Origin of the sequence: Bradyrhizobium sp. CSA112, assembly GCF_029051645.1 — a bacterium.
Taxonomy (GTDB): Bacteria; Pseudomonadota; Alphaproteobacteria; order Rhizobiales; family Xanthobacteraceae; genus Bradyrhizobium.
The window spans coordinates 51,794-76,678 of sequence record NZ_JAACFS010000014.1 but is presented as its reverse complement, the minus strand read 5'-3'; the positions used below and the strand labels follow the sequence as shown (position 1 = coordinate 76,678).

The following is a 24,885-nucleotide window of genomic DNA, read 5'->3' as shown; positions in this document are numbered from 1 at the left end:
CCACGCCCAAGTGGGTGGAGCGGCGGCCTTCGCAGTTCAATTCGCCCGCGGCTGAAGCGTTCCCTCGATATAGACGCTGACGATCGTATCGTCGGCGGGATAGTGCTCGGGAGCCACCGCTGTTAGCTGGGCCTGGATGCACTTCCACACGCCGTTCTCGAACAGATATGTGTCGGTGTACATGGTCATGCCGGTCACTTCGTTGCCGTCGCGGCGGCGGATGTGCTTGTTGGTGGAGCGCACCAGCGCCACATCCCCGATCACCGTGATGAGTTCGTCACGGACGTCCCAATAGACGACGACGTCCGGGTCGAACGCGGTCGCCCAATATTTCAGATAGGTCGCGCGATCCCACCGCTGGCCGGTCGGCCAGATATTAATGAAGTCCGGGTGAAGCAGCGCGTCGTGCGCGGCTACGTCCCGCGTTACGAAATTATGGATGAAGCGGGCGTTCAGGGCACGCAGTTCGTCCATCGTCCCGCCCGATGGATCATTCCGCAGGGCATGCTGCATTTTTGTCTCCCGAGCTTTGTGAAAGGGCCAGTTGGTGCGCCTTCCTGGCGGTCGCATCATCAGCCGGAAAGAAGCACTCGATCTTGATTTGCTGCAGCGCCGCGTCCATCGGCATCGCCAGCGTCGTGAAGGTGGAGAAGAAGGCCAGGCGATAGTCGCCCTTGGCCAGGTGCATCGTCATGACCGGAGACGTCGTCGACGCTTGTCGCGGCAGCCGCCATTCGGCCGACAACCCGGGATAGGCCATGATTTCGTCGAGAAGCTGCGCCGCAGCCCGGCTGCCTTGCGCGACATCGCGGTGCAGGATCTGGATCAAATGCCGCGCGAACTCGTCCCAGTTCAGCATGAACTGGCGCAGGCCCTTTGGGTGAAAAACGACGTGCATGGCATTGTCGGCAAGGTGGTTTTTCATCTCGTATGAATCGCGAAACGGCTTGAGCAGGCGCGCCGACGCCTGATTGCGGATGCGAACGTCCCAATGCCCGTCGATCACAATGGCAGGATAGGGCTCCTGCTGCCTTAAGATGAAATCCAGCGCCTGCCGTACCGGCTGCAGATTTTCAGCGGCCAGCCCTTTGTCGCCATAGGGCGGCACGAAGCCCGCCGCGACATGCAGGGCATTTCTTTCTTCGAGCGGCAGGTCGAGCGCGCTGCCGAGGAGCTGCACCATCTCGCGGCTCGGCTGCGACCGGCCGGTCTCCAAAAAGCATAGATGCCGGGCCGACACATTTGCGTCCGCCGCCAGTTCGATCTGGGTCAGCCGACGAACGCTGCGCCAATGCTTCAGCAGGCGGCTGAAATGTCCAGCCGGGATTTCGTGCGAGTTCATGTCTGAAGCATCCATGCCGACAATCTAGAGCACCGCATCAGAACGGCAATTACCTCTGATGTAAGTGACGAACTCCGTAATTCCTTGCAGAGTGAACCCTGTAGAGACCGAAGTTCAAGGACAGCACGGATGGACAAGAGCGCAATCGCGAAAACCGTAACGCAGTACATGGCAGCGTGGAACGAGCCGGATGATACGGCCAGACGCACCTTGCTCGATCAATGCTGGAGCGACAGCGGCGTTTATCTCGATCCGAACGTCTCGTTCGCCGGACGCGGCGCGCTGGCGACAAAGATCGGCGAAGTGCTGGCCAGCCGGCCCGGCGCGCGGCTTGAGTTCATGAGCGGCATCGATGTGCATCACCATGTGGGCCGCTTCCTCTGGCGCCTGGTGCGTGCGGATGGAACCTTTGGCGACACGTCGATCGATTTTGGCGAGGTCGGCCCCGACGGCCGGCTGGTCAAGATCGTCGGGCTTCTTCGGTGCTCCGCCACCGCTCGGCTGAATCGTCTGACGCCATGAGCCTATCCGCCGGCAACCTTCGCAGTTGCCCACTGCCGCCCCTCATGCCATGACGCCCAAGGAATAACAGGGGTGTAGTAACAGGGGCGTAACATGACCGTACTTATCGCGGGCGGCGGCATCGGCGGGCTGACGCTGGCACTCAGCCTGCACCAGATCGGCGTTCCCGCCAGGGTCTTTGAAAGCGTGTCCGAGCTGCGGCCGCTTGGCGTCGGCATCAACGTTCTGCCGCATGCGGTGCGCGAGCTGATCGAACTCGGACTGCACGATCGGCTCGATACAGCCGCCGTGCGCACCAAGGAGCTCGCGTATTTTTCCAAGCACGGCAAGCCGATCTGGAGCGAGCCGCGCGGCATCGAGGCCGGTTACAAATGGCCGCAATTCTCGATCCATCGCGGCACATTGCAGCAGATCCTGCTCGACGCCGCGGTCGAACGGCTGGGAAGAGAGAACATTCTCACCAGCCATCATCTCACGGGCTGGCAAGAGACCGAAAGCGGCATCCGCGCCGAATTTATCGACAGGGCGACCGGCAAATCAAAGGGCCATCACGACGGCGCGCTGCTGATTGCCGCCGACGGCATCCATTCGGCGGTTCGCGAAAAACTCTATCCCGATCAAGGCCCGCCGATCTGGAACGGGCGCATCCTGTGGCGCGGCATTACCGAAAGCGACGCCTTCCTGTCCGGCCGCACCATGATCATGGCCGGCCACGAAATCCTGAAATTCGTCTGCTATCCGATTTCGAAGCAGGCAGATGCGTCCGGCAAGTTCAGGATCAACTGGGTGGCCGAGCGGCATATGCCGCCGACCTATCAGTGGCGGCGCGAGGACTATAACCGCACCGCAAAACTCGAAGAGTTTCTGCCCTGGTTCAGGGACTGGAAATTCGACTGGCTCGACGTGCCCGGCCTGATCGAGAATTGCCCGCACGCCTACGAGTATCCGCTCGTCGATCGCGATCCGATTGCGCAATGGACGTTCGGCCGGGTCACGCTGATGGGCGATGCCGCGCATCCGATGTACCCGATCGGCTCCAACGGCGCGTCGCAGGCGATTCTAGACGCCCGCGTCATCACGCGCGAGATCCTGGCGCATGGCGCGACCAACGCTGCACTTGTGGCTTACGAAGCCGAGCGCCGGCCGGCCACCACCGACCTCGTGATGCTCAACCGCCGCAACGGTCCCGAACAGGTCATGCAGATGGTCGAAGAGCGCGCGCCTGATGGCTACAATGTCGTCACTGACGTGTTGTCGCTGCAAGAACTGGAAAACATCGCCGCCAACTACAAGCGTGTCGCCGGCTTCCAGGTCGAGGGGCTCAACGCGAAGCCGCCAATCGTCCAGATCACGCGGGAAGCACCGCAGGTCGCAAGCTAGCCGAAGGGGCGATGGCCTTCGCGGTCTCGACCAGCCGCGCGCTGGTCGTGGCGGTCGCCAGCAGCGTGCCATCCGCGGCCGTCAGCCGCCCTTCCACGAAGGCAACCGTCTTGCCGAGCTGGGTGACATTGGCCTCGCCGGTGATCGGCCCCGGCTTGGCCGGGCTGAGAAAATTCACAGTCATGGTGATGGTCGCCGTGTAGAGTTTTCCCTCGCTCATGACGAAAACGGCCGGCCCCATGGTGTCGTCGAGCATGGCCGAGAGAATGCCGCCCTGCACGAAGCCGGCTGGGTTGCAGAAATCCCCCTTGCCATCGAAGCCGATGCGGATCCAGCCATCCTTCGGGCGTGCGTCGAGCACGTGCCAGCCGAGCAGTCTGGAAGACGGTGGCGTGGGGATACTGTCGAGAGCAGTAGCAATCATGGGAACCTCCGTGAGGCTTCTTCCTAATGCAGGCCTGCTGCCAGCATGGTGTCAGCAGGCTGCGCAGATTGCCCACTGGCCCCGCTGGCCGATTTTGACAGCTTCTAAGTTAGAGGGCTGGCGCCGGCCCTCCGCCTTCGTTAGGAAACGGCTGTTGCGCCATGCGCACCGTAAGCGTCTCACGTCAGGCAACGCATTCAACCGGTCAGCTCGACCCCGGAGGAATGCATTGTGCGCCACTCGTGATCGACCGACCGAATTCCAAAGAGTGATATCATGACTAGGTTTCATGCTCCGCGCCCGCGCGGAAAATTGCCTGCGCGCTATGCGGCGATCGTCATGCCGCTGGTGCTGTCGGTGCTGATGACTTTCGTCGTATCCGCGATCTCGACCTTGCGGAGTCTCGGTCCAACGCCTGCTTTCATTGCGACCTGGCCCGCCGCATGGGGGATTTCGTGGCTGGTGGCGTTTCCGACCTTGCTGACGGTGCTGCCGCTGGTACGGCGGATCGTGGCGTTCGCCGTCGAGACACCGCCATCAAACTAATCCGATACAGGCGCGCGTCGCCGCGAGGTGGTGCGCGCTCATCCCCCCAGCCCGTGCGCGATTGCCTTGCGCATCACGTTGGGCAGCGCCTCATCGGCCAGCGTCGCGATCGGCACCCAGCGCATGCCTTCCGGCGGCCGTGTGCGCGCGGCGACCTCGGCGGTGTAGATCACGAGTTCGAGCGGAAAATGCGTGAACACATGGGTGACAACGCCCGCCTTGCGATGCCAGCGCGCAACGCTTTTGACCGCGGGGGCCTGCTTTAATGCCGCCTTGTCGTCCTGCCCGACGAGCCAGTCCGAGCCTGGTACTTCGGTCATGCTGCCGAGCAGGCCATTTTCCGCCCGCGTTCGAACGAGGAGTTCATCGCCGCGCGTGACGATGAAAGCGGCGCCGCGGCGTAGCGTCCCCGTCTTCTTCGGCGCCTTGCGCGGAAAGGTCTCCTGATCGCCGCGCAAGCGGGCGGCGCAATCCTCATTCAGCGGACACAGCGCGCAGGCCGGCTTTTTCGGCGTGCAGATCGAGGAGCCGAGGTCCATCAAGGCCTGGGCGCTGTCGCCGGCGCGAGAGTTCTCGTCGCCGGCGCGAGACGGGCCGAGCAGCGTCGACGCCAATTCCTGTATGAGCGGCTTGGCCTGCGGCAGCGGCTCTTCCACCGCGTAAAGCCGCGACACCACGCGCTCGATATTGCCGTCGACCGGCATGGTTCTGATGTCGAAGGCGATCGCGCCGATCGCCGCCGCCGTGTAAGGGCCGATTCCCGGCAATTTGCGCAGGCCTTCCTCGGTCTCGGGAAACACGCCGCCATGGTCGCGCAGCACGGCGACTGCACAGGCATGGAGATTGCGCGCGCGCGAATAATAGCCGAGCCCGGCCCACATCCGCAGCACGTCGTCGAGAGAAGCGCGGCCGAGCGCGGCGACATCGGGCCAGCGCGCCAGAAACTTCTCGAAATACGGCCCGACCGTTTTGACGCCGGTCTGCTGCAGCATGATTTCCGACAGCCAGACCCGATACGGATCGGCCCGCTCACCCGCTGGCGGCCGCCACGGCAAGCGGCGGCGATGGCGGTCGTACCAGTCGAGCAACAGCGCGGGGCGATCGTCGCTGCTTTCGGCAGGTGCTGCCTGTCGTTTGATTTTGGCGGCCGTGGAAGAAGACATTCCCGTACTCTAGTGACCGAACACAAATCTCTCTACGTCATGCCTGGGCTTGTCCCGGGCATCCACGTCTTTCTTGTTTGCGGGAATCCAAGGCGTGGATGGCCGGGCATAGGCGAGCGGAAGCGACGCCGTCCTTCAGGCGGCTATGCCCGGGCATGACGGCTGAAGGTTACTCCTGCACCTCGCAAGGTGATACAAGGCCCCATGTCCAAACCCGGCCCGATCTCGGCAAAACCCCTCTCCGTCCTGCTCAGCGACGTATTTTCGGATGCCTATGCCAAGCAGGGCTTTGCCGCGCGCGAACTGGTGACGCGCTGGGCTGAGATTGCCGGCCCCGAAATATCAGCTCATTCCGAGCCGCTGAAGATGCAATGGCCGCGGCCGGTGGAGGGGCAGCCGCAGGAACCGGCCACGCTGGTGTTGCGGGTGGAAGGTCCGATGGCGCTGGAGATCCAGCATTCCTCCGATGTCATTCTGCAACGGGTCAATCGCTTCTTCGGCTGGAGCGCGGTTGGCCGGCTGGCGCTACGGCAGGCGCCGCTCTCGCGCCGGAAGGGCCCCGCCCCCACCCGCGCGCCGGACCCGAAATCGGTGGCGAAGGTCGCCGAAACCCTCTCCGCAGTGGAAGACGAGGAACTGCGCGCAGCACTGGCGCGGCTCGGCGCCGCGATCAAGCGAAATTGAGCCCGCAGCATGCCACGGCCGCTGCAACCCGCCATTGCCACAACTATCGTTTCAAGCTAGCGAAGGCTTCTTTTCGCACCTTCTTTCGGGCGTGAACGCGCCATTCGGGAGCAGACTTTGATGATCACGCGCCGCGCCTTCACCGCCGCCCTGTCGCTGACCGGGTTCGCCGCCCTCGCCGGCTTCTCGCCGCTGCGGCTGGTCACGGATGCCATGGCGCAAAGCGCCGCCGATATCGCCAAGCCGCAATCGCTGCCGGACATGGCGCTCGGACCCGCCAACGCATCGGTGACCATCACCGAATACGCGTCGATGACCTGCCCGCACTGCGCGGCCTTCGCTGAAAAGGTATTCCCGAAGATCAAGTCGGAATTCATCGACAGCGGCAAGATCCGTTACGTATTCCGGGAGTTCCCGCTCGACATCAAGGCGGCTGCGGGATCGATGCTGGCGCGCTGCATCGCCAAGGACGATGCCCCGAAATATTTCGCCGTGATCGACCTTTTGTTCAAGCAGCAGAACGACTGGGTGGCAAAAAACACGACGGAGACGCTGGCTCGGATCGGCAAGCAGGCCGGCCTCACCCAAACGCAGGTCGAGGACTGCCTGAAGGATCAGGCGCTGCTCGACAAGATCGCGGCCGACCAGAAATTCGCGGCCGAGGTACTGAAGGTGCAGTCGACACCGACCTTCTTCATCAACGGCGAAATGATCAAGGGCGAGCAGAGCTTCGAGGAGTTCTCGAAGCGCATCAATTCGCTGTTGAAGAGCTGATTCGCGCCGCCGGATTCATATCCAGCCATAAGTCCAGCAAAAGGCTCGACAAAAGCGCCTCGAGTCCCTTGCAAATCCCTTGGGAAAAGCCCTGCGGGCCCGTTGCCCTCCGGCCCCGCCCTCGCCATTGTCGCAGGCGATAAGAACCGCTATCGGCGGTTCGTCCACACACCGACATTGCCTTCTATGGTATTGTCACGGCAGGGAGATTCGCGCCCGGCCAACAGAGATTTGTGTTCATGAAACTCACGCGCCTCCGCCTCCACGGTTTCAAGTCGTTCGTTGAACCCACTGATTTCATGATCGAACCCGGCCTCACCGGCGTCGTCGGGCCGAACGGCTGCGGCAAATCGAACCTGGTCGAAGCGCTGCGCTGGGCAATGGGCGAAACCTCGCACAAATCGCTGCGCGCCGCTGACATGGACGCGGTGATCTTCGCCGGTTCCGGTAACCGTCCGGCGCGCAACCACGCCGAAGTCACCATGACGATCGACAATGCCGATCGCACCGCGCCGGCTGCCGTCAATGACAGCCAGGTGTTGGAAATCTCCCGCCGCATCGAGCGCGAGGCGGGCTCGGTCTATCGCATCAACGGCCGCGACGTCCGTGCGCGCGACGTGCAGATCCTGTTTGCGGATGCCGCCACCGGTGCGCGCTCACCGGCGCTGGTGCACCAGGGCAAGATCGGCGAGATCATTCAGGCCAAGCCCGAACAGCGCCGCCGCGTGCTGGAAGACGCCGCCGGCGTCGCCGGCCTGCATGCCCGCCGCCACGAAGCCGAGCTGCGGCTGAGGGCGGCCGAAACCAACCTCACCCGTGTCGAGGATGTGATCGGGCAGTTGTCCGGCCAGATCGACGGGCTGAAGAAGCAGGCGCGACAGGCCATTCGTTTCCGCGAAGTCGCCGCCAAGGTGCGCAAGGCGGAAGCCACGCTGTTCCATCTGCGCTGGCTGGAGGCCAATGCCGACGTTGCGGAAGCTGGGCATACCCACGACATCAACGTTCGCGAAATGGCCGAGCGCACCCGCGAGCAGGCCGAAGCCGCGCGCATCCAGGCGATCCGCGCCTCCGAACTGCCGGCCTTGCGCGAAGGCGAAGCCCGCGCTGCGGCGGGACTGCAGCGGCTCACCAATGCGCGCGAACAACTCGACCGCGAGGAAGAGCGCGCCAGGGAGCGCGTCGCCGAGCTCGACCGGCGGCTGACGCAGTTCGAGGCCGACATCGCGCGCGAGCAGCAGCAGACGTCCGATGCCGAAGTGGCGCTGCAGCGGCTCGACACCGAAGACGCCGAGTTAAAGGAAGAGATCAAGTCACGCGTCGAGAAGCGCTCCGGCGTTGATGAACGCGTTTCTGAAGCCGAAGCGACGCTGGCCGCTGCCGAGCGCATGTTCGGCGAGCTGACCACCGCGCTGGCCGATCTCTCCGCCAAGCGCAACCAGTTTGAGGCCGGCGTGCGCACCCATCGCGACCGGCTGGCCCGGCTCGATCAGGAAATCGCCAGCGTCCAGGCTGACGAGGAGAAGCTCGCGCAGGAAACCGGCAGTCTCGGCGACCTCGACGTGCTCGCCGCGGCGATGGAGACCGCGCAGGAAACGCTGGCTGCGTCCGAAGCCGCAGCGCAAGCCAGCGAGACCGGCCACGTCGCCGCGCGACAGAAGCTCGAAGCCTCCCGCGCCCCGCTCACCGAGGCCGACAAGCGCGTGCAGCGGCTGGAGACTGAAGCGCGCACCATTTCAAAGCTGGTCAATGGCGAGACTAAAAACCTGTGGCCGCCGATCATCGACGGCGTCACCGTCACCAAGGGCTATGAAAAGGCGATCGGCGCCGTCCTCGGCGACGATCTTGACGCCCCCGTCGACCCTTCCGCACCGATGCGCTGGACCAATGCGGGTGCGAGCTTCGACGATCCGGCGCTGCCGGCCGGCGTCGACCCGCTTGCCGCCCATGTCGAGGCGCCATCCGAGCTGGCGCGCCGCCTTGCGCAGATCGGCGTCGTGTCGAAGGAGCGCGGCGCGGAACTGGTGTCGCAATTGAAGACCGGCCAGCGGCTGGTGTCGCTGGAAGGCGACGTCTGGCGCTGGGACGGTTTTGTCGCGGCGGCGCATGCGCCGACCGGCGCGGCGCGGCGTCTTGCCGAACGCGCGCGGCTCGTGGATATCGAACACGAGCTGGAGCAGGCCCGCGCCGACGCTGCCAATAAGCGGCAGGCGCTGGAAGATGCCGAAGCTGAATTGAAGGCGGCGTCCGCCGCCGAGTCCGCCGCCCGCGAGGCCTGGCGGGCCGCGCAGCGCGAGGCTGATGCGGCGCGCGAACGCCATGCCGCGACTGAGCGCGAGATCAATCGCCACGCCACGCGCAAATCCGCGCTGACCGAAGCCCATACCCGCCTCGCCGCGGATCGCAGCGAGGCCGAAGCAGCGCATGAGAGCGCCACGGCCGCGCTGGCCGAACTGCCGCCAACCGATGAGACCGAAGCCAGACTCACCGCCGTTCGCGCCGACATCGAAGGCCATCGCCGGTTCGCCGCGCAAGTGCGTGCCGAAGCGCAGGCGCTGGCGCGGGAAGCCGAACTCGCCGACCGCCGCGTGCAGGCGATCCTGGCGGAACGCACCGAATGGCAGAACCGCAAGCAGAGCTCCGCCTCGCAGGTCGCCACCGTCGAGGCCCGCATCACGGAAGTGACCGCCGAACGTGCCGAGCTCGAAAACGCGCCGGCGTTGTTCGCGGAGAAACGCCGCGCGCTGATCAACGAGATCGAGTCGGCCGAAAGCGCCCGCCGCGTCGCCGCGGACGCGTTGGCCGCCGCCGAAAGCCTGATGGCGGAAACCGATCGCGCCGCCAAGGCCTCGCTCGAAGCACTCTCCTCCGCCCGCGAAGCCTGCGCCCGCGCCGAGGAACGCATGGAGGGCACCAAGCGCCGGCTTTCCGATATCGAGCGCGAAATCCACGACATGCTCGAAGTCGAACCGCATGCGGTCGCCGCGCTCGCCGAGATCGAGCCGGGCGCGGAACTGCCGCCGCTCGGCGAAATCGAAGAAAACCTCGAAAAGCTGCGCCGCGACCGCGAACGGCTTGGCGCCGTCAATCTGCGCGCCGAGGAAGAACTGCGCGAGGTCGAGACCCAGCACACCGCGCTGACCACCGAGCGCGACGACCTTGTCGAGGCCATCAAGCGGCTGCGCCAGGGCATCCAGAGCCTCAATAAGGAAGCCCGCGAGCGGCTGTTGACCTCGTTCGAGACCGTCAACGAGCATTTCAAGCGGCTGTTCGTCGAACTGTTCGGCGGCGGCGAAGCGGCGCTTCATCTGATCGAAAGCGACGATCCGCTGGAGGCCGGTCTGGAAATCATCGCAAAACCGCCCGGCAAGAAGCCGCAGACGCTGTCGCTGCTCTCCGGTGGCGAGCAGGCGCTGACCGCGCTGGCGCTGATTTTTGCGGTGTTCCTCACCAACCCGTCGCCGATCTGCGTGCTGGACGAAGTCGACGCGCCGCTCGACGACCATAACGTGGAGCGGTTCTGCAACCTGCTGCACGAGATGACGTCGTCGACGGAAACCCGCTTCATCATCATCACGCACAATCCGATCACGATGGCGCGGATGAACCGGCTGTTCGGCGTCACCATGGCCGAGCGCGGCGTGTCGCAACTGGTCTCGGTCGGCCTCGACGATGCGGTGAAGATCCTGGATCAGGACGTGGCGTGAGCTTTCTTCCCTTCTCCCCTTGTGGGAGAAGGTGGCGCGAAGCGCCGGATGAGGGGTATCTCTCCACGAAGACACAAACCGCGGAGAGATACCCCTCACCCGTCACGAACGCGCTTCCGCGCGTCCGTGCCACCCTCTCCCACAAGGGGAGAGGGAAAGAACAAGAGATGACCTCACCCGATCTCCCCGCTGAACTGAGAGCCGCGCTCGACAGCAAGCTGCGGGGCTTTTCGCGCAGCGATGCGGCCGGCCGCGCAGCGTCGATCTCGAAAACCTACCGTGACGGCGGTGGCTCCGGCGCCATCCGCTCGGAGGCCGATGCGCTGGCTTACGCGCTGGCGCGGATGCCCGCGACCTATGCCGCGGTCACTGCGAGCCTGAACGCACTCGTCGAGATCAGGCCGGACTTCGCGCCGACAGACCTGCTCGATGTCGGTGCCGGGCCAGGTACCGCCACGTGGGCAGCGGCTGAGGCCTTCTCGTCGCTGCAGGATTTCACACTGCTGGACGCCAACGAGGCGCTGCGCGCGCTGGCGCTGGATCTTGCACGGGACAGCACGCGGCTGCACGACATCGACTACGAACGCGGCGAAGCGCGCGCCGCACTGGCCAAAGCGGATACGGCCGACCTTGTCGTGGCGAGCTACATGATCGGCGAGATCGGCGAGGCCGAGCAACGCGCGCTTGCCGGGCTGATGTGGCAGAAAACCCGCGACACGCTGCTCGTGGTCGAACCGGGTACCCCGGCGGGCTATGCGCGGATCATTTCGCTACGCGCACACCTGATCGCTCTCGGTGCGCATGTCGCCGCTCCCTGCCCGCATGACGACAAATGCCCGCTGCTGTCACCCGACTGGTGCCATTTCACGCAGCGCCTGCAGCGCTCGCGCGCGCACAAGCAGGTCAAGGGCGCCGAGCTGCCGTTCGAAGACGAAAGGTTCTCCTATGTCGCGCTGACGCGCGCGCCGGTTGAAGGTCGGCGGCCTTCCCGCGTGCTGGCGCAACCGGCCGTCAGCAAGGTCGAAATAACAGCCAAGCTCTGCACTCCGAATGGTCTCTCCTTCACGAAAGTGCCTCGCCGCGCCAAAGCGGATTACGCCATCGCCCGCCGTTGGCGTTGGGGCGATGCTGTTAGTTGATCCTGTCATTCCGGGATGGTGCGCTAGCACCAGACCCGGAATCTCGAGATTCCGGGCTCGATGCTTCGCATCGCCCCGGAATGACTGCAGCGCGTTGCCTTGAACTTATCCCGCTCCACTTCCGACTAAAGCCAAGCCCTAAGTCGCCTCCCACCTCGCGGGCGGGCTGCCGCACGCCCGGTTTTTCGTCTAGTTTCCCCGCCTCTTCGTCCCACAGGAGTTGTCCGTCATGTCGACCGGCTGGATCGTTCTCGGCGTCATCGTCATCATCGTGCTGTTTGCCTTCGCTGCGTATAACCGCCTGGTCGCGCTCAGCCAGCGTGTCAACCAGGCCTTCGCCGACATCGACGTTCAGCTCAAGCAGCGCCACGACCTGGTCCCGAACCTGGTCGAGACCGTGAAGGGCTACGCCTCGCACGAGCGCGGCACGCTCGACGACGTGATCAAGGCACGCAATTCCGCGATTTCGGCACAGGGACCGGCGCAGGTATCCGCCGCCGAAAACCAGCTCAGCGGCGCGCTCGGGCGCCTGATCGCGCTGTCGGAGGCCTATCCGGACCTCAAGGCCAACGCCAACTTCCAGCAGCTTGCCAGCGAACTGTCCGATCTCGAAAACAAGATCGCGGCCAGCCGCCGCTTCTTCAACAACGCGGTCCAGGAATACAACACCGGCATCCAGCAGCTCCCCGCGGCGCTGTTCGCCGGCATGTTCGGCTTCACCCGCAAGGAATTCTTCGACCTCGGCGCCAGCCGCACCGAAGTCGAGGTCGCGCCGTCCGTGAAGTTCTGAACGGATGAGAACTCACTACCGCCGTCATTCCGGGGCACGCCAAAGGCGTGAACCCGGAATCTCGAGATTCCGGGTTCGCCGCTTCGCGGCGCCCCGGAATGACTGCGCCTAGCGAAATCCCATCATGGCCGCGTATGGTCTCTACACGCATATCGCATCGAACAAGTTTCGTTCGATGCTGCTGCTTGCCGGGCTTTTCCTGCTGATCTACGTGCTGGTCTTTGCCGGCGCATTAGTTGCGGAAGTGATGCTCAACAGCGGCGCTTCACTCGACTACTATCTGATGCGCGCCTCGCGCGACCTGATCGCAGCCTCCCCCTACGCCACGATCGTCGCCGCGCTGTGGATCGTGATCGCCTATTTCTTCCACCAGAACATGATCGACGCCGTGACCGGCGGCGAGAGCGTGACGCGGCAGCAGCAGCCGCGGCTCTATAATCTCCTGGAAAATCTCTGCATCTCGCGCGGCATCCCGATGCCGAAGCTGAAGGTAATGGACAGCCCGGCGCTGAACGCGTTCGCCACCGGCCTTAACCGGCGGCAATATTCCATCACGGTGACATCCGGCCTTCTGCGGACGCTCAACGACCAGGAGATCGAGGCCGTGCTCGGCCATGAGCTCACGCATATCCGCAACGGCGACGTGCAGTTGATGGTGGTCGCCGTGATCATCGCCGGCGTGGTGGGCTTTTTCGGCGAATTGTTCTTTCGTATGTTCACCAACCTGTCGTGGAACTCGACCGGCAGTGATTGGTCTTCATCTTCATCCTCCTCATCATCGTCGTCCTCCTCTTCGTCGTCCGACCGCGGCAAGGGCGGCGGCGGTGCCATCATGGCGATCATTATCGCGGTCGTGCTGATCCTGCTGGCCTGGCTGTTGTCGCAGGTCGTCAAGCTGGCGCTGTCGCGGTCGCGCGAATTGCTGGCCGACGCCGGCTCTGTCGAACTGACCAAGAATCCCGACGCCATGATCACGGCACTGCGCAAGATCGAGAATCGCGGCGAGCTTCCCGGCGCAACGTCTGCGGTCATGGAACTCTGTGTCGACAATCCGCGCGAAGGATTTGCCGACCTGTTCGCGACCCATCCGTCGGTCGATAGGCGCGTCAAGGCGCTGGTGCAGTTTGCCGGCGGCCACGATCCCGGCCCGCTCGCCTTGCCGTCGGATACGGCGGACCAAACGGATGAGCCCGAGGAATCAGGCACCGAGCAACTCCCGCCGCCGGTTCCCCGCGGCCCCTGGGGCGATGCCAGCGAGCCCGCCGGTGTCCCGGGTACGCGCCCCGGCCCGTCAAACGGCCCTTGGGGGCCGCATCGCTAGGCAGCCGCCCAATTGCCGTGCCGGATTAACGAAATTCCGTATGAATAATGATGGCGACGGCCGTCTAATGAATTGAATTATCCCTTGTTTCTGCCATGTTCGCGCCCAAAGCAGGGTATGGGGCGTGCCGGCCGCTCCCCGCGGTCGGAGCTGCAGTTCAAGGGAATTCCATGGCAAAGCCAGTCGTGATTGTGGTGGGCGCGGACAAGGGCGGGGTCGGCAAGACGACCGTGTCGCGAACGCTCCTGGATTACTTCAGTGCCAACAACGTGCCGACCCGGGCGTTCGACACCGAATCGCCGCGCGGCACCTTGAAGCGCTTCCACCCCGACATCACCGAGATCGTCGACATGACGACGACGTCGGATCAGATGAAGATCTTCGATACGCTGAACGCGGTCAGCCCCTCCGTCACCGTGATCGACGTCCGCGCCGGACTATTGTCGCCGGCGCTGGCCTCGCTGCGCGACATCGGCTTTCTCGATGCGGCGAAGGCCGGACAGATCACCTTCGCCGTGTTCCATATCCTGGGCCCCTCGATCGCCTCGCTGGACGAAATCGCCGAGACCGCGAACTTCATGCACGGCGCCAAATATTTCCTGGTGAAGAACTTCATCAACGACACCCAGTTCTTCCAGTGGGACCAGTCGACCTACAACTCCTACTTCCACCGCATCAAGGACGCTACCGACCTCACGATCCCCAAGCTCAATGAAATGGCCTATGAGCAGGTCGAGGTTTCCTCGGTGCCGTTCCTCAAATTCGTCGCCAACAAGGGCAAGGAGGACGAAGCCGCGAACTATTCGTTCGTGCTGCGCGGCTATGTCCGGCACTGGCTCGCCAACGTCTGGAGCGAGTTCGACCGCATCAAGCTGACCGATCTCGTCGGCGCAAAGCCTGGCGTGCGCGGCGGCGAAAAATAGTCGCGCACTCGCTGCGATGGGGCTGGAATAGGCAGAAAATTCCTTTGATATAGCGGGTAATGAGCTCAACACCCGTCTACATCATCTGCTCGCCCCGGCCGCTGGTCGGCAAGACGCTGCTCGCGCGGCTCTTGAGCGAGTTCCTGCTGCTGAAAGACGGCACGGTGTCCTCCTTCGACATCAACCTGAAGGAGCCGTCGCTGCTCGAATATCTGCCGCGCGTCACCGAGACGGCCGACATCATGGACACCTACGGCAAGATGCAGCTCATGGACCGCCTGATCGTCAATGACGGTGTCGCCAAGGTGATCGACCTCGGCTTTCATGCGTTCGACGAGTTCTTCAAGATGACCAATGAGATCGGTTTCCTGAAAGAGGCCGCGCGGCGCGGCGTCGCGCCGATTATCCTGTTCATGGCCGATACCGATCGCGTTTCCGCGCGCGCCTATCCGACGTTACGGGAGCAGATCCCGCTGAAAGCGCTGATTGCGATCGACAACGAGTATGTGGTGCGTGGCGAACTGCCCGAGGCGATGGGCCTGGGGCGAGTGCTGCGAATATCGGCCCTGCCCTCGTTCCTGAGGACCTATGTCGACCGGCTGACCTTTTCCTTCACCGACTACCTGCGCAACGAGCGGGATTCGTCGACCGAATTGCACCAGTGGATCCGCAGGAACTACACCAGCTTTCGCGAACTCGAGTTCAGCCTAATCCCGCAGCGGTCGTGAAGCCTCTGCAGGGCTTTTAATATTACCCGGGTAATATTGACGTCGCACGGCTGGCTTGTTACTGCCTCATCAAACCCGATCCACTGCGAGGCATCCCGTGACATCAGCGAGAAAGGCAGCCATCGCCGCCTACAAGGAGCGGAAAACCATCGGGGGCATCTATGTTATCCGATGCAAGGTCTCATCAGAGGTATGGGTCGGCCAGACGCCCAATCTGGAGAAAATCCAGAACCGGATCTGGTTCACGCTGCGCCAAGGCAGCCACACCTGCCGCAGCCTGCAGGCGGCATGGACCACGCATGGGCCGGACAGCCTGACGTTCGAGGAATGCGAGCGGCTGGAAGAGGAAGCAACGCCCTATATCCGAGACGCGCTGCTGAAGGAGCGCGTGCTGCATTGGCGGTCGCAGCTCAATGCAGAGGCGGTCTGATGTTGTTGTCGTCCCTGCGAACGCAGGGACCCATACCGCGTTGCTCTCACCATGAAGACGAGATGGCTGACGCCTTTTTCTACCAACGACCGACGGTGGCTATGGGTCCCTGCTTTCGCAGGGACGACGGCGGTTGAAGTGAAGAAAAACTCAGTGCCCCTCAAACGCCATCAGCGTGCGCACCGGCACTTCCATCGCGCGCAATTTGGCGGCGCCGCCGAGATCGGGCAGATCGATGATGAAGCAGGCTGCGACGACGTTGGCGCCGATCTGGCGCAGCAATTTCACCGCGCCTTCCGCGGTGCCGCCGGTGGCGATGAGATCGTCGACCAGGATGACGCGTTCGCCGGGATGGACGGCGTCGGCATGCATTTCCATTTCATCGAGGCCGTATTCCAGCGAATAGGCGATGCGCACGGTGGTGTGCGGCAGCTTGCCTTTCTTGCGGATCGGCACGAAGCCGGCGGACACCTGATGCGCCACCGCGCCGCCCAGGATGAATCCCCTCGCCTCGATGCCGGCAACCTTGTCGATCTTCAATCCCGCCCAGGGCTGCACCAGCTCGTCCACCGCGCGGCGGAAGGCACGGGCATCCGCCAGCAACGTCGTGATGTCGCGAAACAGGATGCCCTTCTTCGGGTAATCCGGAATGGTGCGGACGGTGGCCTTGATGTCGTGATCGAATGTCATTGGTATCTCGCAATCCTCAATTGACTGGCACGTTCAGACGAAAGGCATTCTCGACAATGCGCAGCCCCACCTCGCCGCCGAGCGACATCAGCGATTCCGGGTGAAACTGCACGCCGCCGACCGGCAAGGTCTTGTGTTCGATCGCCATCGCGACACCGTCCTCGGTGGTCGCGGTGACCTGCAGCACATCGGGCACGCTGTCGCGCTCGACATAGAGCGAATGATAGCGGCCGATCACGATTTCATTGGGCAGGTTCTGCATCAGCCGGCCGCCGCGCACCTGTACCCGCGACGGCCGCCCGTGTGCGGGGTGGGTGAGTTGGCCGAGCTGGCCGCCGAAATATTCACCGATCGCCTGCACGCCGAGGCAGACCCCGAAGATCGGCAGCTTCCTGTCGAGCGCCGTGCCTATGGTTTTCGAAATCCCGAAATCCTCGGGCCGGCCCGGGCCCGGCGACAGCACCAAGAGATCCCAGTTCTTCTGTTTCAGCATCTCCTGGGCGTGAATGTGCCGGACCACCGTTACGCTTGCGCCAACCTGCCGGAAATAATCTGCCAGCATATGCACAAAACTGTCGTCGTGATCGATCAGCAGCACCTTGCGGCCGGAGCCGGTGGCATCCGGCGCAAACGCCGACAGCGGCTTCGGCGCATCGCCGCGCAGCGCCTGGAACAACGCAGCCGCCTTGACCTGGCACTCGCGATCCTCGGCGGCGGGATCTGAATCGAACAGGCAGGTGGCGCCGACGCGCACTTCGGCGAGGCCGTCCTTCATGCGGATGGTGCGAATGGTCAGCCCGGTATTGATGCTGCCGTCGAAATTCACCGCGCCGATCGCGCCGGCATACCAGCGCCGCGACGAGCGTTCATTGTCCTCGACGAACTGCATCGCCCACAATTTCGGCGCACCTGTTACGGTGACCGCCCAGGCATGGGTCAGGAAAGCGTCGAGCGCATCGAAACCCGGACGCAGCATGCCCTCGACATGGTCGACGGTGTGGAACAGTTTCGAATAGGTCTCGATCTGCCGCCGCGCCAGCACCTTGATGGTGCCGGGAATGCAGACCCGCGCCTTGTCGTTGCGGTCGACATCGGTGCACATGTTGAGTTCGAACTCGTCTTTTTCCGAGTTCAGGAGCTGCCTGATCTGCTCGGCATCGCCGATCGCATCGACGCCGCGCGCGATCGTGCCCGAGATCGGGCATGTCTCGACCCGGCGACCGTCGGAGCGGACGAACATTTCCGGCGAGGCCGACACCAAAAATTCGCCGTCGCCGAGATTCATCAGCGCGCCATAGGGCGACGGGTTGATGCGGCAGAGCCGCTGGAACACTTCGGCCGGCGAGCGTTCGCAGGGCTCGGCGAAGAGCTGCCCCGGCACTGCCTCGAACAGATCGCCGCGCGCGAACGCCGCCCGCGCGACCTCCACTGTCGCCTGGTATTCGCCGGGCGCGTGATCGGCAAACCCCTGCCGGGGCGTCTTGGCATAGGCGCTCTCGGCGGTGTCGCGCGGCAGACCCCTGGTCGATTTTTCCTTCCAGGAGAAATCATAGCTCAGCACCACGCCGCGGCCGGTAGCGCGATCATAGGCCAGCAGGCGATCCGGGACGTACAGCACAATGTCGCGCTGGTCGCTCTCCCGTGCCCGCTTCTGCACGAGGTCTTCGATCTGGAACACGAGGTCGTAGGCGAAGGCGCCGAACAGGCCGAGCAGCGGATCGTCATTGGCTGACAAGGCGGCGACGAGATCGCGCACCAGCGACATCACGCTGGCGCGGCGCGTGCGCTGGTCTTCCTCGACCGGCGCCGCGCCGCGGATGATGTGACCGGCCAGCCGCGTCGGGCTTTTTTCAGAAATCACCACGCAGGGTTCGCGCAGCACATCGCCCAGAAACTCGATCAGCACCTCGCCCCGCGCATTCAACGCCGAAAGCGAAAAGTTGGAGCCGGCGGTTTCCAGCACCAGCGGCGGATCGGCAAAGCCGAGGTCGAAACTCTCGTAGCGGCCCGGCACGGTGGTGCCGGAGGACAGCACCACGCCGCGGCGGCGATCGAGCAGTTCGATCAAATCGTCAAGGCGTTTGGCATTGCCGGTAAACTGCTCGACGACGCGCGAAATCGCCAGGCCGCCGCTGGTCCGGTATTCGCTGTGCTCCGGCAGGGAGAAAGCTGTCCTGTTCATGTGATCCTCTTACGAGACTTCGGGAGGGAGCGCCACACAGGACAAACGAAGGGACCGTCGCACTGCGATGGCGACCTTCGACGATTGAAAAATGAAATCGCACCGGCCACCTCTCAGGAGGTGCGCCACCACAGACGGGATGGGCTGATTGCGGTGCTCATGGCAGCTAAACACCATCCGGCGGGAACGATGTCAAGAGAGGGGACCGGCCAGGACGTCCCGTCCTGAGCCTGTCCTGGGCCTGTCTTGGGGTGTCGGAAAGCAGAAAACTTGCGTAGGATTTGAGCAAGCAGCGGCGCATTCGACGCGCAAAGATTGCAAATGACGGAGGCAAGGATGGCATTGCTGGGCCTTGGATATGCCGGTTTCGGATCTGATAACCTCGAGGACTGGCGGCAGTTCGGGACCGGCCTCGTCGGGCTGCAGGCCGTGGAGCGCGGTAATTCGCTGCTGGCGTTCCGGATGGACGACCGCAAGCAGCGCATCGTCATCGACCGCGCCATGGGCGAAGGCGCGCGCTTCTTCGGCTGGGAGGTCGCCGACAGCACGGCGCTCGATGCGCTGGCGGCCCGGCTGGAGGCGGCCGGCGTGCATGTGGTGGCCGAACCGCAGGCACTGGCCGATGCCAGGCGCGTCCGCAGCCTGATTTCGTTTCATGATCCCGCCGGCAACCGGCTGGAGGCCTTTTACGGCGCAGAGAGCGACGAAACCCCATTCGTCCCGGGCCGTTCAATCTCGGGCTTCCGGACCGGCCCGCTCGGCCTCGGCCATGCCGTGCTCACAGTCGAGAACATCGATCTCATGATGGCGTTCTATGTCGACGTGCTCGGCTTCGGGCTCTCCGACTACATCTCAAAACCGTTCCGCGCCTACTTCTTCCACGTCAACGCGCGGCATCACAGCCTCGCGCTGATCGAGACCGGCAGGAACGGCATGCACCATCTGATGGTGGAGCTGTTCTCGCTCGACGATGTCGGCCAGTGCTACGACATCGCGCTGACGCAGGAGGATCGCGTCAGCGTGACGCTCGGCCGGCACACCAACGATTTCATGACCTCATTCTACGCCAAGACGCCGTCGTCCTTCATGATCGAATGCGGCTGGGGCGGCCGCGAGATCGATCCCGCGACATGGCAGCCGGTCGAGATGCACGACGGCCCCAGCCTGTGGGGCCACGAGCGCGTCTGGCTGCCGCCGGAAGATCGCGCAGTCGCGCGCGAGATGCGCATGCGCGCGGCGGCATCAGGACTGCGGGCACCGGTGCAGGTGATGGAGGGCAATTACAAACTGATGTCGGGCACGTGCGCGTGGTGGGACGGGGTGCGTGGGAAGAATTGATTGATGGCGTCGTCCCTGCGAACGCAGGGACCCATAACCACAGGCAGCAGTTGATTTTGCGCGAAGTCATCGAACGGCGTCATCGAAATCGACAGGCCGCGGCGTATGGGTCCCTGCTTTCGCAGGGACGACGGAGAGATTTACTCCCTGTAACACCCCTGCTCGATCTCTTCGATCAGCCCGCGCGCCCTCGGCTGCCAGCCAAGCTGCCGCGCGCGCTTTGCCCGCACGCGGCTGTTCGAGGCCATCGTATCCTCTGCCGTGCCCTCTCCCCACTCGGCGGCGGCCTCCTGCATCGACATCGCCGTTGGCGGTCCTGCAAAACCCAGCATGCGGTTGATGGCCTCACACGCCTCGCGCATCGAATTCTCGCCGTTCTCGGCGAAGTAGAAGCTGCCTGCCGGGGCCTTCGCGATGGCAAGCGCGTAGAGCGTCACGAGGTCGTCGATATGCACGTTCGACCAGATGTTCTCGCCGGGTCCGGCATGCGCCGCGTTGCCGCGCTTTTTTGCGAGGCTGATCAGGAGCGGCACCTGCACGCTGTCAGGCCCGGCGCCAAGGCCGAGGCCGTAGATCAGGCTCGGGCAGATGATGGCCGGTCGGCAGCCCTTGTCGCGGTGTGAGAGAATGAACTCGTTCAACGCGACCCGCGCCACGCGCGCAGGCGATGGCGTGATCGGCGCGTCTTCGTCGAAGATTTCGTCCGACCGCTGGCCCCTGGCGCGCGTGCCGACGATGCTCGATCCCGATGTGTGGATGAACGGCTTGCCGCTCCCGGCGAGCGCGCCGAGCAGGCTCTCGACCGCGCCCCTGTGATCGGCGCTCGCGGCATTGACGACGACGTCGGCGGCCCGCGCCGCTTGCGCCAGAGTTTCCCCGTCGTCGAGCGTGCCCAGCACGGGTTGGATGCCCCGCGCGCGAACCGCCTCAGCTTTCTCGGACGAGCGAACCAAGCCTGTCACGTGATGCCCGGCCGCGATGAGATGGGCTGCAACCGATCCGCCGATATAGCCCGACGCGCCCGTACAAAAGATTTTCATTCAGGTATCCCAGCGAGAAGCGACAGCGACGAAGCAATCCATCGCGCCGCAAGCGGAAACATGGATTGCTTCGCTGCGCTCGCAATGACGGGTGAAGCATCTCATCCGAGATGCTTCCTGAAAAAATCCGTCGCCCTGCCCCAGGCCAGTTCGGCGGCCTGCCGGTCATGCACGGATTGCCGCTGCTCGTTGACGAAGGCGTGCTCGGCGTCATAGCGGAAAAGCTCCAGCGACTTGCCGGCGGCCTTCATGCCCTGCTCGAAGGCATCGACGACCTGCGGCGTGCACCAGTCGTCCGTGTTGGCGAAATGCGCCTGCAGCGGAATCTTCACGTCCGCAGGCTTTGCCGCCTGCTCTGGCGGAATGCCATAAAACACCACGCCGGCCGCAAGCTCCGGAATCTTGGTAGCACCGATGATGGTCACCGCGCCGCCGAGGCAGAAGCCGGTCAGCCCGACCTTGGCGCCGTTGCGCGACAGATACTGCACGGCGCCCCGCACGGTCTGCGTGGTGGCATCCATGAAGTCCAGCGAGTTCATCTCTTTGCCGGCCGCATCCGTGTCGTGATACGGCACCACCGTGCCCTTGTAGAGGTCGGGTGCCAGCGCATCGAAGCCCGCCAGCGCAAAGCGATCGCACATGCCCTTGATCTGGTCCTGCAGGCCCCACCATTCCTGGATCACGACCACGCCCGGTGCATTGCCGCGCGATGCGTTGGCAAGATAGCCGGCGGCGTCGTTGCCGTCCGGACGCTTGAAAGTAATGCTGGTACCCATAGGTTCCTCCGCGCTGATTTCCGGATGATTGACCGGCATTTTGTCCGCAGTGCGGTTGGGACGCAATCGGGTTGCTCAGTCATTCCGGGATGGTCCGAAGGACCAGACCCGGAATCTCGAGATTCCGGGTTCGATGCTTCGCATCGCCCCGGAATGACGCACCCAACAAAAAAGCCCCCGCAGGGGCTTTTCCGAAATCGCGGGCACCTTGATCAGTGGGCGTTGGCCCAGACCTTCTTCTTGGTGAAGTACAAGAGGACGGTGAGCAGGATCAGGAACACGAACACCTGCAGGCCGAGCTGCTTGCGCGCCTCCATGTGCGGCTCCGCAGCCCACATCAGGAAGTGGGTGACGTCCTTGGCGTATTGCGCGACCGTCGCCGGCGAGCCGTCATCATAGGTGACCTGGCCGTCGTTCAACGGCTTCGGCATCTTGATGGCATGGCCGGGGAAGTAGGTGTTGAAGTAGGAACCTTCCGGCAGATTGAAGCCGGCCGGCGGCTTGTCTTCATAGCCCTGCAACAGCGCCGTGACGTAGTCCGGTCCCTGCTCCTGATACTGGGTGAAGAAGTCGATCAGGAACATCGGGAAGCCGCGGCCGTAGCTGCGCGCCTTGGTGATCAGCGACAGATCGGGGGGAAACGCGCCACCATTGGCCGCGCGGGCCGCCTGCTCGTTCGGGAACGGCGACGGGAAATAGTCCGCCGGCCGGCCCGGCCGCTCGAACATCTCGCCCTGGTCGTTCGGGCCGTCCTTGACCTTGTACTCGGAGGCAAACGCCTGGGCCTGAGCCACTGAATAACCAGGACCGCCGGGTTCAGCGAGATTGCGGAAGGCGACAAATGAGAGGCCATGGCAGGACGCACAGACTTCCTTGTAGACCTTCAGGCCGCGCTGCATTGCGCCGCGATCAAACTTGCCGAAGGGACCTGAAAACGACCACTTCTGCGCAGGCGGCTTGTTGCCACCTTCGGCGGCGCGGGCGCTGTCGGCGCCGCCCACGAGCAGACCACCGGCCATCAGCACCGCGATCACGGCCGACACCATCGGCGCCTTGCCGCCCGACTTCGCCAGCACGTCGTCCGCAATCGAGTTTGGCACAGGACGCGGCTTCTCGATCCGGGCGAGCAGCGGCAGCAGGATGAGGAAGTAGGCGAAGTAGAGGAAAGTCAGGATGCGGCCGACGATGACATAGATGCCTTCCGGCGGCTGCGCGCCGAGATAGCCGAGCCCGATGCAGACGACGACGAACATCCAGAAGAACTGCTTGGCGAGCGGCCGGTATTTCGACGACCGCGTCTTGGCGCTGTCGAGCCAGGGCAGGAACGCCAGGATGAGGATCGCGCCGAACATTGCAATAACGCCGGCAAGCTTGTTCGGGATCGAGCGCAGGATCGCGTAGAACGGCAGGTAGTACCATTCCGGCACGATGTGCGCGGGCGTCACGGCGGGATTGGCCGGGATATAGTTCTCAGCGTCGCCGAGATAGTTCGGCATGTAGAAGATGAACCAGGCGAAGAACAGCAGGAAGCAGGAAACGCCGAACATGTCCTTCATGGTCGCGTAGGGCGTGAACGGCACAGTGTCCTTTTCGGTCTTCGGCTCGACGCCGGCCGGGTTGTTCTGACCCGCCACATGCAGCGCCCAGATGTGCAGCACGACGACGCCCGCGATCACGAACGGCAGCAGATAATGCAGCGAGAAGAAGCGGTTCAGCGTTGGATTGCCGACGGCGTAGCCGCCCCACAACAGCGTCACGATGCTCTCGCCGAAATAGGGCACGGCCGAGAACAGGTTGGTGATGACGGTGGCGCCCCAGAAGCTCATCTGTCCCCACGGCAGCACGTAACCCATGAAGCCGGTCGCCATCATCAGGAGATAGATGATAACGCCGAGGATCCACAGCACTTCACGCGGCTCCTTGTACGACCCGTAGTAGAGGCCGCGGAACATGTGGATGTAGACGGCGAAGAAGAACATCGACGCGCCGCTGGCGTGGATGTTTCGCAGCAGCCAGCCGTAATTGACGTCGCGGACGATCAGTTCGACCGACTTGAAGGCCATATCGGCATGCGGCGTGTAGTGCATCGCCAGGATCACGCCGGTCAGGATCTGCACACCCAGCATAAACGAAAGGATGGCGCCGAACGTCCACCAGTAATTCAGGTTACGCGGCGTCGGATACGCCACGAACGAGGAGTGCATGAGTCCCATGATCGGGAGGCGCCGTTCGATCCACTTCAAGGCGGGATTGGTCGGCTGGAAATCGGATGGTCCGCTCATTGATGCGATCCTGAGGAAGTAAAACGACGCGACGGATTAAGGGTCTCGGACTGGCGCCCGAGCCCTTAGCCGATCTGGATTTTGGTGTCGGAAACGAAGGTGTAGGGCGGAACCGGCAGATTCGTCGGCGCGGGTCCCTGACGGATGCGGCCCGAAGTGTCGTAAACCGAACCGTGGCAGGGGCAGAAGAAGCCGTCGTAAGCGCCCTCATGGGCAATCGGGATGCAGCCGAGATGCGTGCAGATGCCGACCACGACCAGCCACTGGTCATGGCCCGGCTTGACCCGCTGCTCATCGCTCTGCGGATCGGGCAGGCTCGATACCGGCACCTTGCGCGCCTCTTCGATCTGCTTCTTGGTCCGGTGGCTGATGTAGATCGGCTTGCCGCGCCAGAACACCTTGATGTCCTGCCCTTCGGCGATCGGGGTCAGGTCGACCTCAATCGGCGCACCGGCCGCGACCGTCGAGGCATCCGGATTCATTTGGGAAACCAGCGGCCACACTGTGGCAGCCGCGCCTACGGCGGCGACGGCTCCCGTTGCAACATAAAGGAAATCACGGCGTGTCGGATGGTCCGCCGAAGACGCTGTCGTCACGATTCCAAGCCCTTTCTTATCTGCAGCCAGCGGAACCGCCCCGGACCCGCCAGAAGCGCGATCCAGAAGAGGCTGCCGGCGCCCGCGGCCCCCGCGGCGGCAGAAAAACCG

At 63.8% G+C, this 24,885-nt stretch carries 23 protein-coding genes; 13 read left to right on the top strand and 10 right to left on the bottom strand.

What is annotated here, in order from left to right; all coding sequences use genetic code 11:
- Positions 1-36: 36 nt before the first annotated feature.
- Positions 37-513, bottom strand: a complete 477-nt coding sequence (locus GWE18_RS22695) for a nuclear transport factor 2 family protein (protein ID WP_275187933.1) — start codon at positions 511-513, stop codon at positions 37-39.
- Positions 491-1,342 (bottom strand): helix-turn-helix transcriptional regulator, encoded by an 852-nt coding sequence (locus GWE18_RS22690; protein WP_275187932.1) that lies wholly within the window; start codon positions 1,340-1,342, stop codon positions 491-493. Before GWE18_RS22690 ends, GWE18_RS22695 begins: the two co-directional genes overlap by 23 nt.
- A 129-nt stretch (positions 1,343-1,471) precedes the next feature.
- Here GWE18_RS22690 and GWE18_RS22685 point away from each other — a divergent pair, with 129 nt between their 5' ends.
- Positions 1,472-1,864, top strand: a complete 393-nt coding sequence (locus tag GWE18_RS22685; protein ID WP_275187930.1) for a nuclear transport factor 2 family protein — start codon at positions 1,472-1,474, stop codon at positions 1,862-1,864.
- Between the two features lie 93 nt (positions 1,865-1,957).
- On the top strand, positions 1,958-3,244 hold the full coding sequence (locus GWE18_RS22680; RefSeq protein WP_275187928.1) for a flavin-dependent oxidoreductase: 1,287 nt from the start codon (positions 1,958-1,960) through the stop codon (positions 3,242-3,244).
- Here the strand turns inward: GWE18_RS22680 and GWE18_RS22675 are convergent.
- Positions 3,213-3,668, bottom strand: coding sequence for a PaaI family thioesterase (locus GWE18_RS22675; RefSeq protein ID WP_275187927.1), 456 nt, complete (start codon positions 3,666-3,668; stop codon positions 3,213-3,215). The two genes, GWE18_RS22680 and GWE18_RS22675, sit on opposite strands and share 32 nt — an antisense overlap.
- A 276-nt stretch (positions 3,669-3,944) precedes the next feature.
- On the opposite strand from GWE18_RS22675, the gene GWE18_RS22670 reads away from it, so the two are divergent.
- Complete coding sequence (locus GWE18_RS22670) at positions 3,945-4,214, top strand: DUF2798 domain-containing protein (RefSeq protein WP_275187926.1); 270 nt, start codon at positions 3,945-3,947, stop codon at positions 4,212-4,214.
- A 38-nt stretch (positions 4,215-4,252) separates the two neighbouring features.
- Here the strand turns inward: GWE18_RS22670 and GWE18_RS22665 are convergent, their stop codons facing one another.
- A complete protein-coding gene (locus tag GWE18_RS22665; RefSeq protein WP_275187925.1) occupies positions 4,253-5,377 on the bottom strand; it encodes an A/G-specific adenine glycosylase in 1,125 nt (374 codons plus the stop codon).
- A 204-nt stretch (positions 5,378-5,581) separates the two neighbouring features.
- Between GWE18_RS22665 and GWE18_RS22660 the strand changes: the two genes are divergently transcribed.
- The 9 genes from GWE18_RS22660 to GWE18_RS22620 all read left to right on the top strand — a co-directional run bounded on the left by GWE18_RS22660 (position 5,582) and on the right by GWE18_RS22620 (position 15,870).
- Positions 5,582-6,061, top strand: coding sequence for a DciA family protein (locus GWE18_RS22660; protein ID WP_275187924.1), 480 nt, complete (start codon positions 5,582-5,584; stop codon positions 6,059-6,061).
- A gap of 117 nt (positions 6,062-6,178) precedes the next feature.
- On the top strand, positions 6,179-6,835 hold the full coding sequence (locus GWE18_RS22655) for a DsbA family protein (RefSeq protein ID WP_275187923.1): 657 nt from the start codon (positions 6,179-6,181) through the stop codon (positions 6,833-6,835).
- Between the two features lie 239 nt (positions 6,836-7,074).
- A complete protein-coding gene (gene smc, locus GWE18_RS22650; RefSeq protein WP_275187922.1) occupies positions 7,075-10,539 on the top strand; it encodes a chromosome segregation protein SMC in 3,465 nt (1,154 codons plus the stop codon).
- A gap of 167 nt (positions 10,540-10,706) precedes the next feature.
- Complete coding sequence (locus GWE18_RS22645) at positions 10,707-11,678, top strand: small ribosomal subunit Rsm22 family protein (protein ID WP_275187921.1); 972 nt, start codon at positions 10,707-10,709, stop codon at positions 11,676-11,678.
- Positions 11,679-11,907: 229 nt separating this feature from the next.
- Positions 11,908-12,468 carry a LemA family protein gene (locus tag GWE18_RS22640; protein WP_275187920.1) on the top strand — a complete coding sequence of 187 codons (561 nt, stop codon included), beginning with the start codon at positions 11,908-11,910 and terminating at the stop codon, positions 12,466-12,468.
- A 124-nt stretch (positions 12,469-12,592) separates the two neighbouring features.
- On the top strand, positions 12,593-13,789 hold the full coding sequence (locus GWE18_RS22635; RefSeq protein WP_275187919.1) for a M48 family metalloprotease: 1,197 nt from the start codon (positions 12,593-12,595) through the stop codon (positions 13,787-13,789).
- A gap of 170 nt (positions 13,790-13,959) precedes the next feature.
- The gene (locus GWE18_RS22630; RefSeq protein WP_057850561.1) at positions 13,960-14,712 is read left to right on the top strand and encodes a hypothetical protein; all 753 of its coding nucleotides are present in this window, start codon (positions 13,960-13,962) and stop codon (positions 14,710-14,712) included.
- A 59-nt stretch (positions 14,713-14,771) separates the two neighbouring features.
- Positions 14,772-15,440 carry a hypothetical protein gene (locus GWE18_RS22625; protein ID WP_275187918.1) on the top strand — a complete coding sequence of 223 codons (669 nt, stop codon included), beginning with the start codon at positions 14,772-14,774 and terminating at the stop codon, positions 15,438-15,440.
- A 97-nt stretch (positions 15,441-15,537) separates the two neighbouring features.
- Positions 15,538-15,870: a GIY-YIG nuclease family protein gene (locus GWE18_RS22620; protein ID WP_275187917.1), complete on the top strand. Its 333-nt coding sequence runs from the start codon at positions 15,538-15,540 to the stop codon at positions 15,868-15,870.
- Between the two features lie 150 nt (positions 15,871-16,020).
- Here the strand turns inward: GWE18_RS22620 and GWE18_RS22615 are convergent, their stop codons facing one another.
- Positions 16,021-16,560, bottom strand: a complete 540-nt coding sequence (locus tag GWE18_RS22615; RefSeq protein ID WP_057841738.1) for an adenine phosphoribosyltransferase — start codon at positions 16,558-16,560, stop codon at positions 16,021-16,023.
- 16 nt (positions 16,561-16,576) lie between these two features.
- A complete protein-coding gene (locus GWE18_RS22610) occupies positions 16,577-18,742 on the bottom strand; it encodes an anthranilate synthase component I (protein WP_275187916.1) in 2,166 nt (721 codons plus the stop codon).
- A gap of 336 nt (positions 18,743-19,078) precedes the next feature.
- Here GWE18_RS22610 and GWE18_RS22605 point away from each other — a divergent pair, with 336 nt between their 5' ends.
- Positions 19,079-20,080, top strand: coding sequence for a VOC family protein (locus GWE18_RS22605; RefSeq protein WP_275187915.1), 1,002 nt, complete (start codon positions 19,079-19,081; stop codon positions 20,078-20,080).
- A gap of 140 nt (positions 20,081-20,220) precedes the next feature.
- On the opposite strand, the gene GWE18_RS22600 is transcribed toward GWE18_RS22605, so the two are convergent.
- The 4 genes from GWE18_RS22600 to petA all read right to left on the bottom strand — a co-directional run bounded on the left by GWE18_RS22600 (position 20,221) and on the right by petA (position 24,774).
- Positions 20,221-21,120: an NAD-dependent epimerase/dehydratase family protein gene (locus GWE18_RS22600; RefSeq protein WP_275187914.1), complete on the bottom strand. Its 900-nt coding sequence runs from the start codon at positions 21,118-21,120 to the stop codon at positions 20,221-20,223.
- Between the two features lie 101 nt (positions 21,121-21,221).
- Positions 21,222-21,896, bottom strand: coding sequence for a dienelactone hydrolase family protein (locus GWE18_RS22595; protein ID WP_275187913.1), 675 nt, complete (start codon positions 21,894-21,896; stop codon positions 21,222-21,224).
- Between the two features lie 212 nt (positions 21,897-22,108).
- Positions 22,109-24,178, bottom strand: a complete 2,070-nt coding sequence (locus GWE18_RS22590; protein ID WP_275187911.1) for a cytochrome c1 — start codon at positions 24,176-24,178, stop codon at positions 22,109-22,111.
- 65 nt (positions 24,179-24,243) lie between these two features.
- On the bottom strand, positions 24,244-24,774 hold the full coding sequence (gene petA / locus GWE18_RS22585; protein ID WP_057850568.1) for a ubiquinol-cytochrome c reductase iron-sulfur subunit: 531 nt from the start codon (positions 24,772-24,774) through the stop codon (positions 24,244-24,246).
- Positions 24,775-24,885: the final 111 nt, after the last annotated feature.

Coding starts and splice junctions, on each gene's coding strand:
- GWE18_RS22695 (WP_275187933.1), bottom strand. CDS start 513: ATGCAGCATGCCCTGCGGAATGATCCATCGGGCGGGACGATGGACGAA.
- GWE18_RS22690 (WP_275187932.1), bottom strand. CDS start 1,342: ATGAACTCGCACGAAATCCCGGCTGGACATTTCAGCCGCCTGCTGAAG.
- GWE18_RS22685 (WP_275187930.1), top strand. CDS start 1,472: ATGGACAAGAGCGCAATCGCGAAAACCGTAACGCAGTACATGGCAGCG.
- GWE18_RS22680 (WP_275187928.1), top strand. CDS start 1,958: ATGACCGTACTTATCGCGGGCGGCGGCATCGGCGGGCTGACGCTGGCA.
- GWE18_RS22675 (WP_275187927.1), bottom strand. CDS start 3,668: ATGATTGCTACTGCTCTCGACAGTATCCCCACGCCACCGTCTTCCAGA.
- GWE18_RS22670 (WP_275187926.1), top strand. CDS start 3,945: ATGACTAGGTTTCATGCTCCGCGCCCGCGCGGAAAATTGCCTGCGCGC.
- GWE18_RS22665 (WP_275187925.1), bottom strand. CDS start 5,377: ATGTCTTCTTCCACGGCCGCCAAAATCAAACGACAGGCAGCACCTGCC.
- GWE18_RS22660 (WP_275187924.1), top strand. CDS start 5,582: ATGTCCAAACCCGGCCCGATCTCGGCAAAACCCCTCTCCGTCCTGCTC.
- smc (WP_275187922.1), top strand. CDS start 7,075: ATGAAACTCACGCGCCTCCGCCTCCACGGTTTCAAGTCGTTCGTTGAA.
- GWE18_RS22645 (WP_275187921.1), top strand. CDS start 10,707: ATGACCTCACCCGATCTCCCCGCTGAACTGAGAGCCGCGCTCGACAGC.
- GWE18_RS22640 (WP_275187920.1), top strand. CDS start 11,908: ATGTCGACCGGCTGGATCGTTCTCGGCGTCATCGTCATCATCGTGCTG.
- GWE18_RS22635 (WP_275187919.1), top strand. CDS start 12,593: ATGGCCGCGTATGGTCTCTACACGCATATCGCATCGAACAAGTTTCGT.
- GWE18_RS22630 (WP_057850561.1), top strand. CDS start 13,960: ATGGCAAAGCCAGTCGTGATTGTGGTGGGCGCGGACAAGGGCGGGGTC.
- GWE18_RS22625 (WP_275187918.1), top strand. CDS start 14,772: ATGAGCTCAACACCCGTCTACATCATCTGCTCGCCCCGGCCGCTGGTC.
- GWE18_RS22615 (WP_057841738.1), bottom strand. CDS start 16,560: ATGACATTCGATCACGACATCAAGGCCACCGTCCGCACCATTCCGGAT.
- GWE18_RS22610 (WP_275187916.1), bottom strand. CDS start 18,742: ATGAACAGGACAGCTTTCTCCCTGCCGGAGCACAGCGAATACCGGACC.
- GWE18_RS22605 (WP_275187915.1), top strand. CDS start 19,079: ATGGCATTGCTGGGCCTTGGATATGCCGGTTTCGGATCTGATAACCTC.
- GWE18_RS22600 (WP_275187914.1), bottom strand. CDS start 21,120: ATGAAAATCTTTTGTACGGGCGCGTCGGGCTATATCGGCGGATCGGTT.
- GWE18_RS22595 (WP_275187913.1), bottom strand. CDS start 21,896: ATGGGTACCAGCATTACTTTCAAGCGTCCGGACGGCAACGACGCCGCC.
- GWE18_RS22590 (WP_275187911.1), bottom strand. CDS start 24,178: ATGAGCGGACCATCCGATTTCCAGCCGACCAATCCCGCCTTGAAGTGG.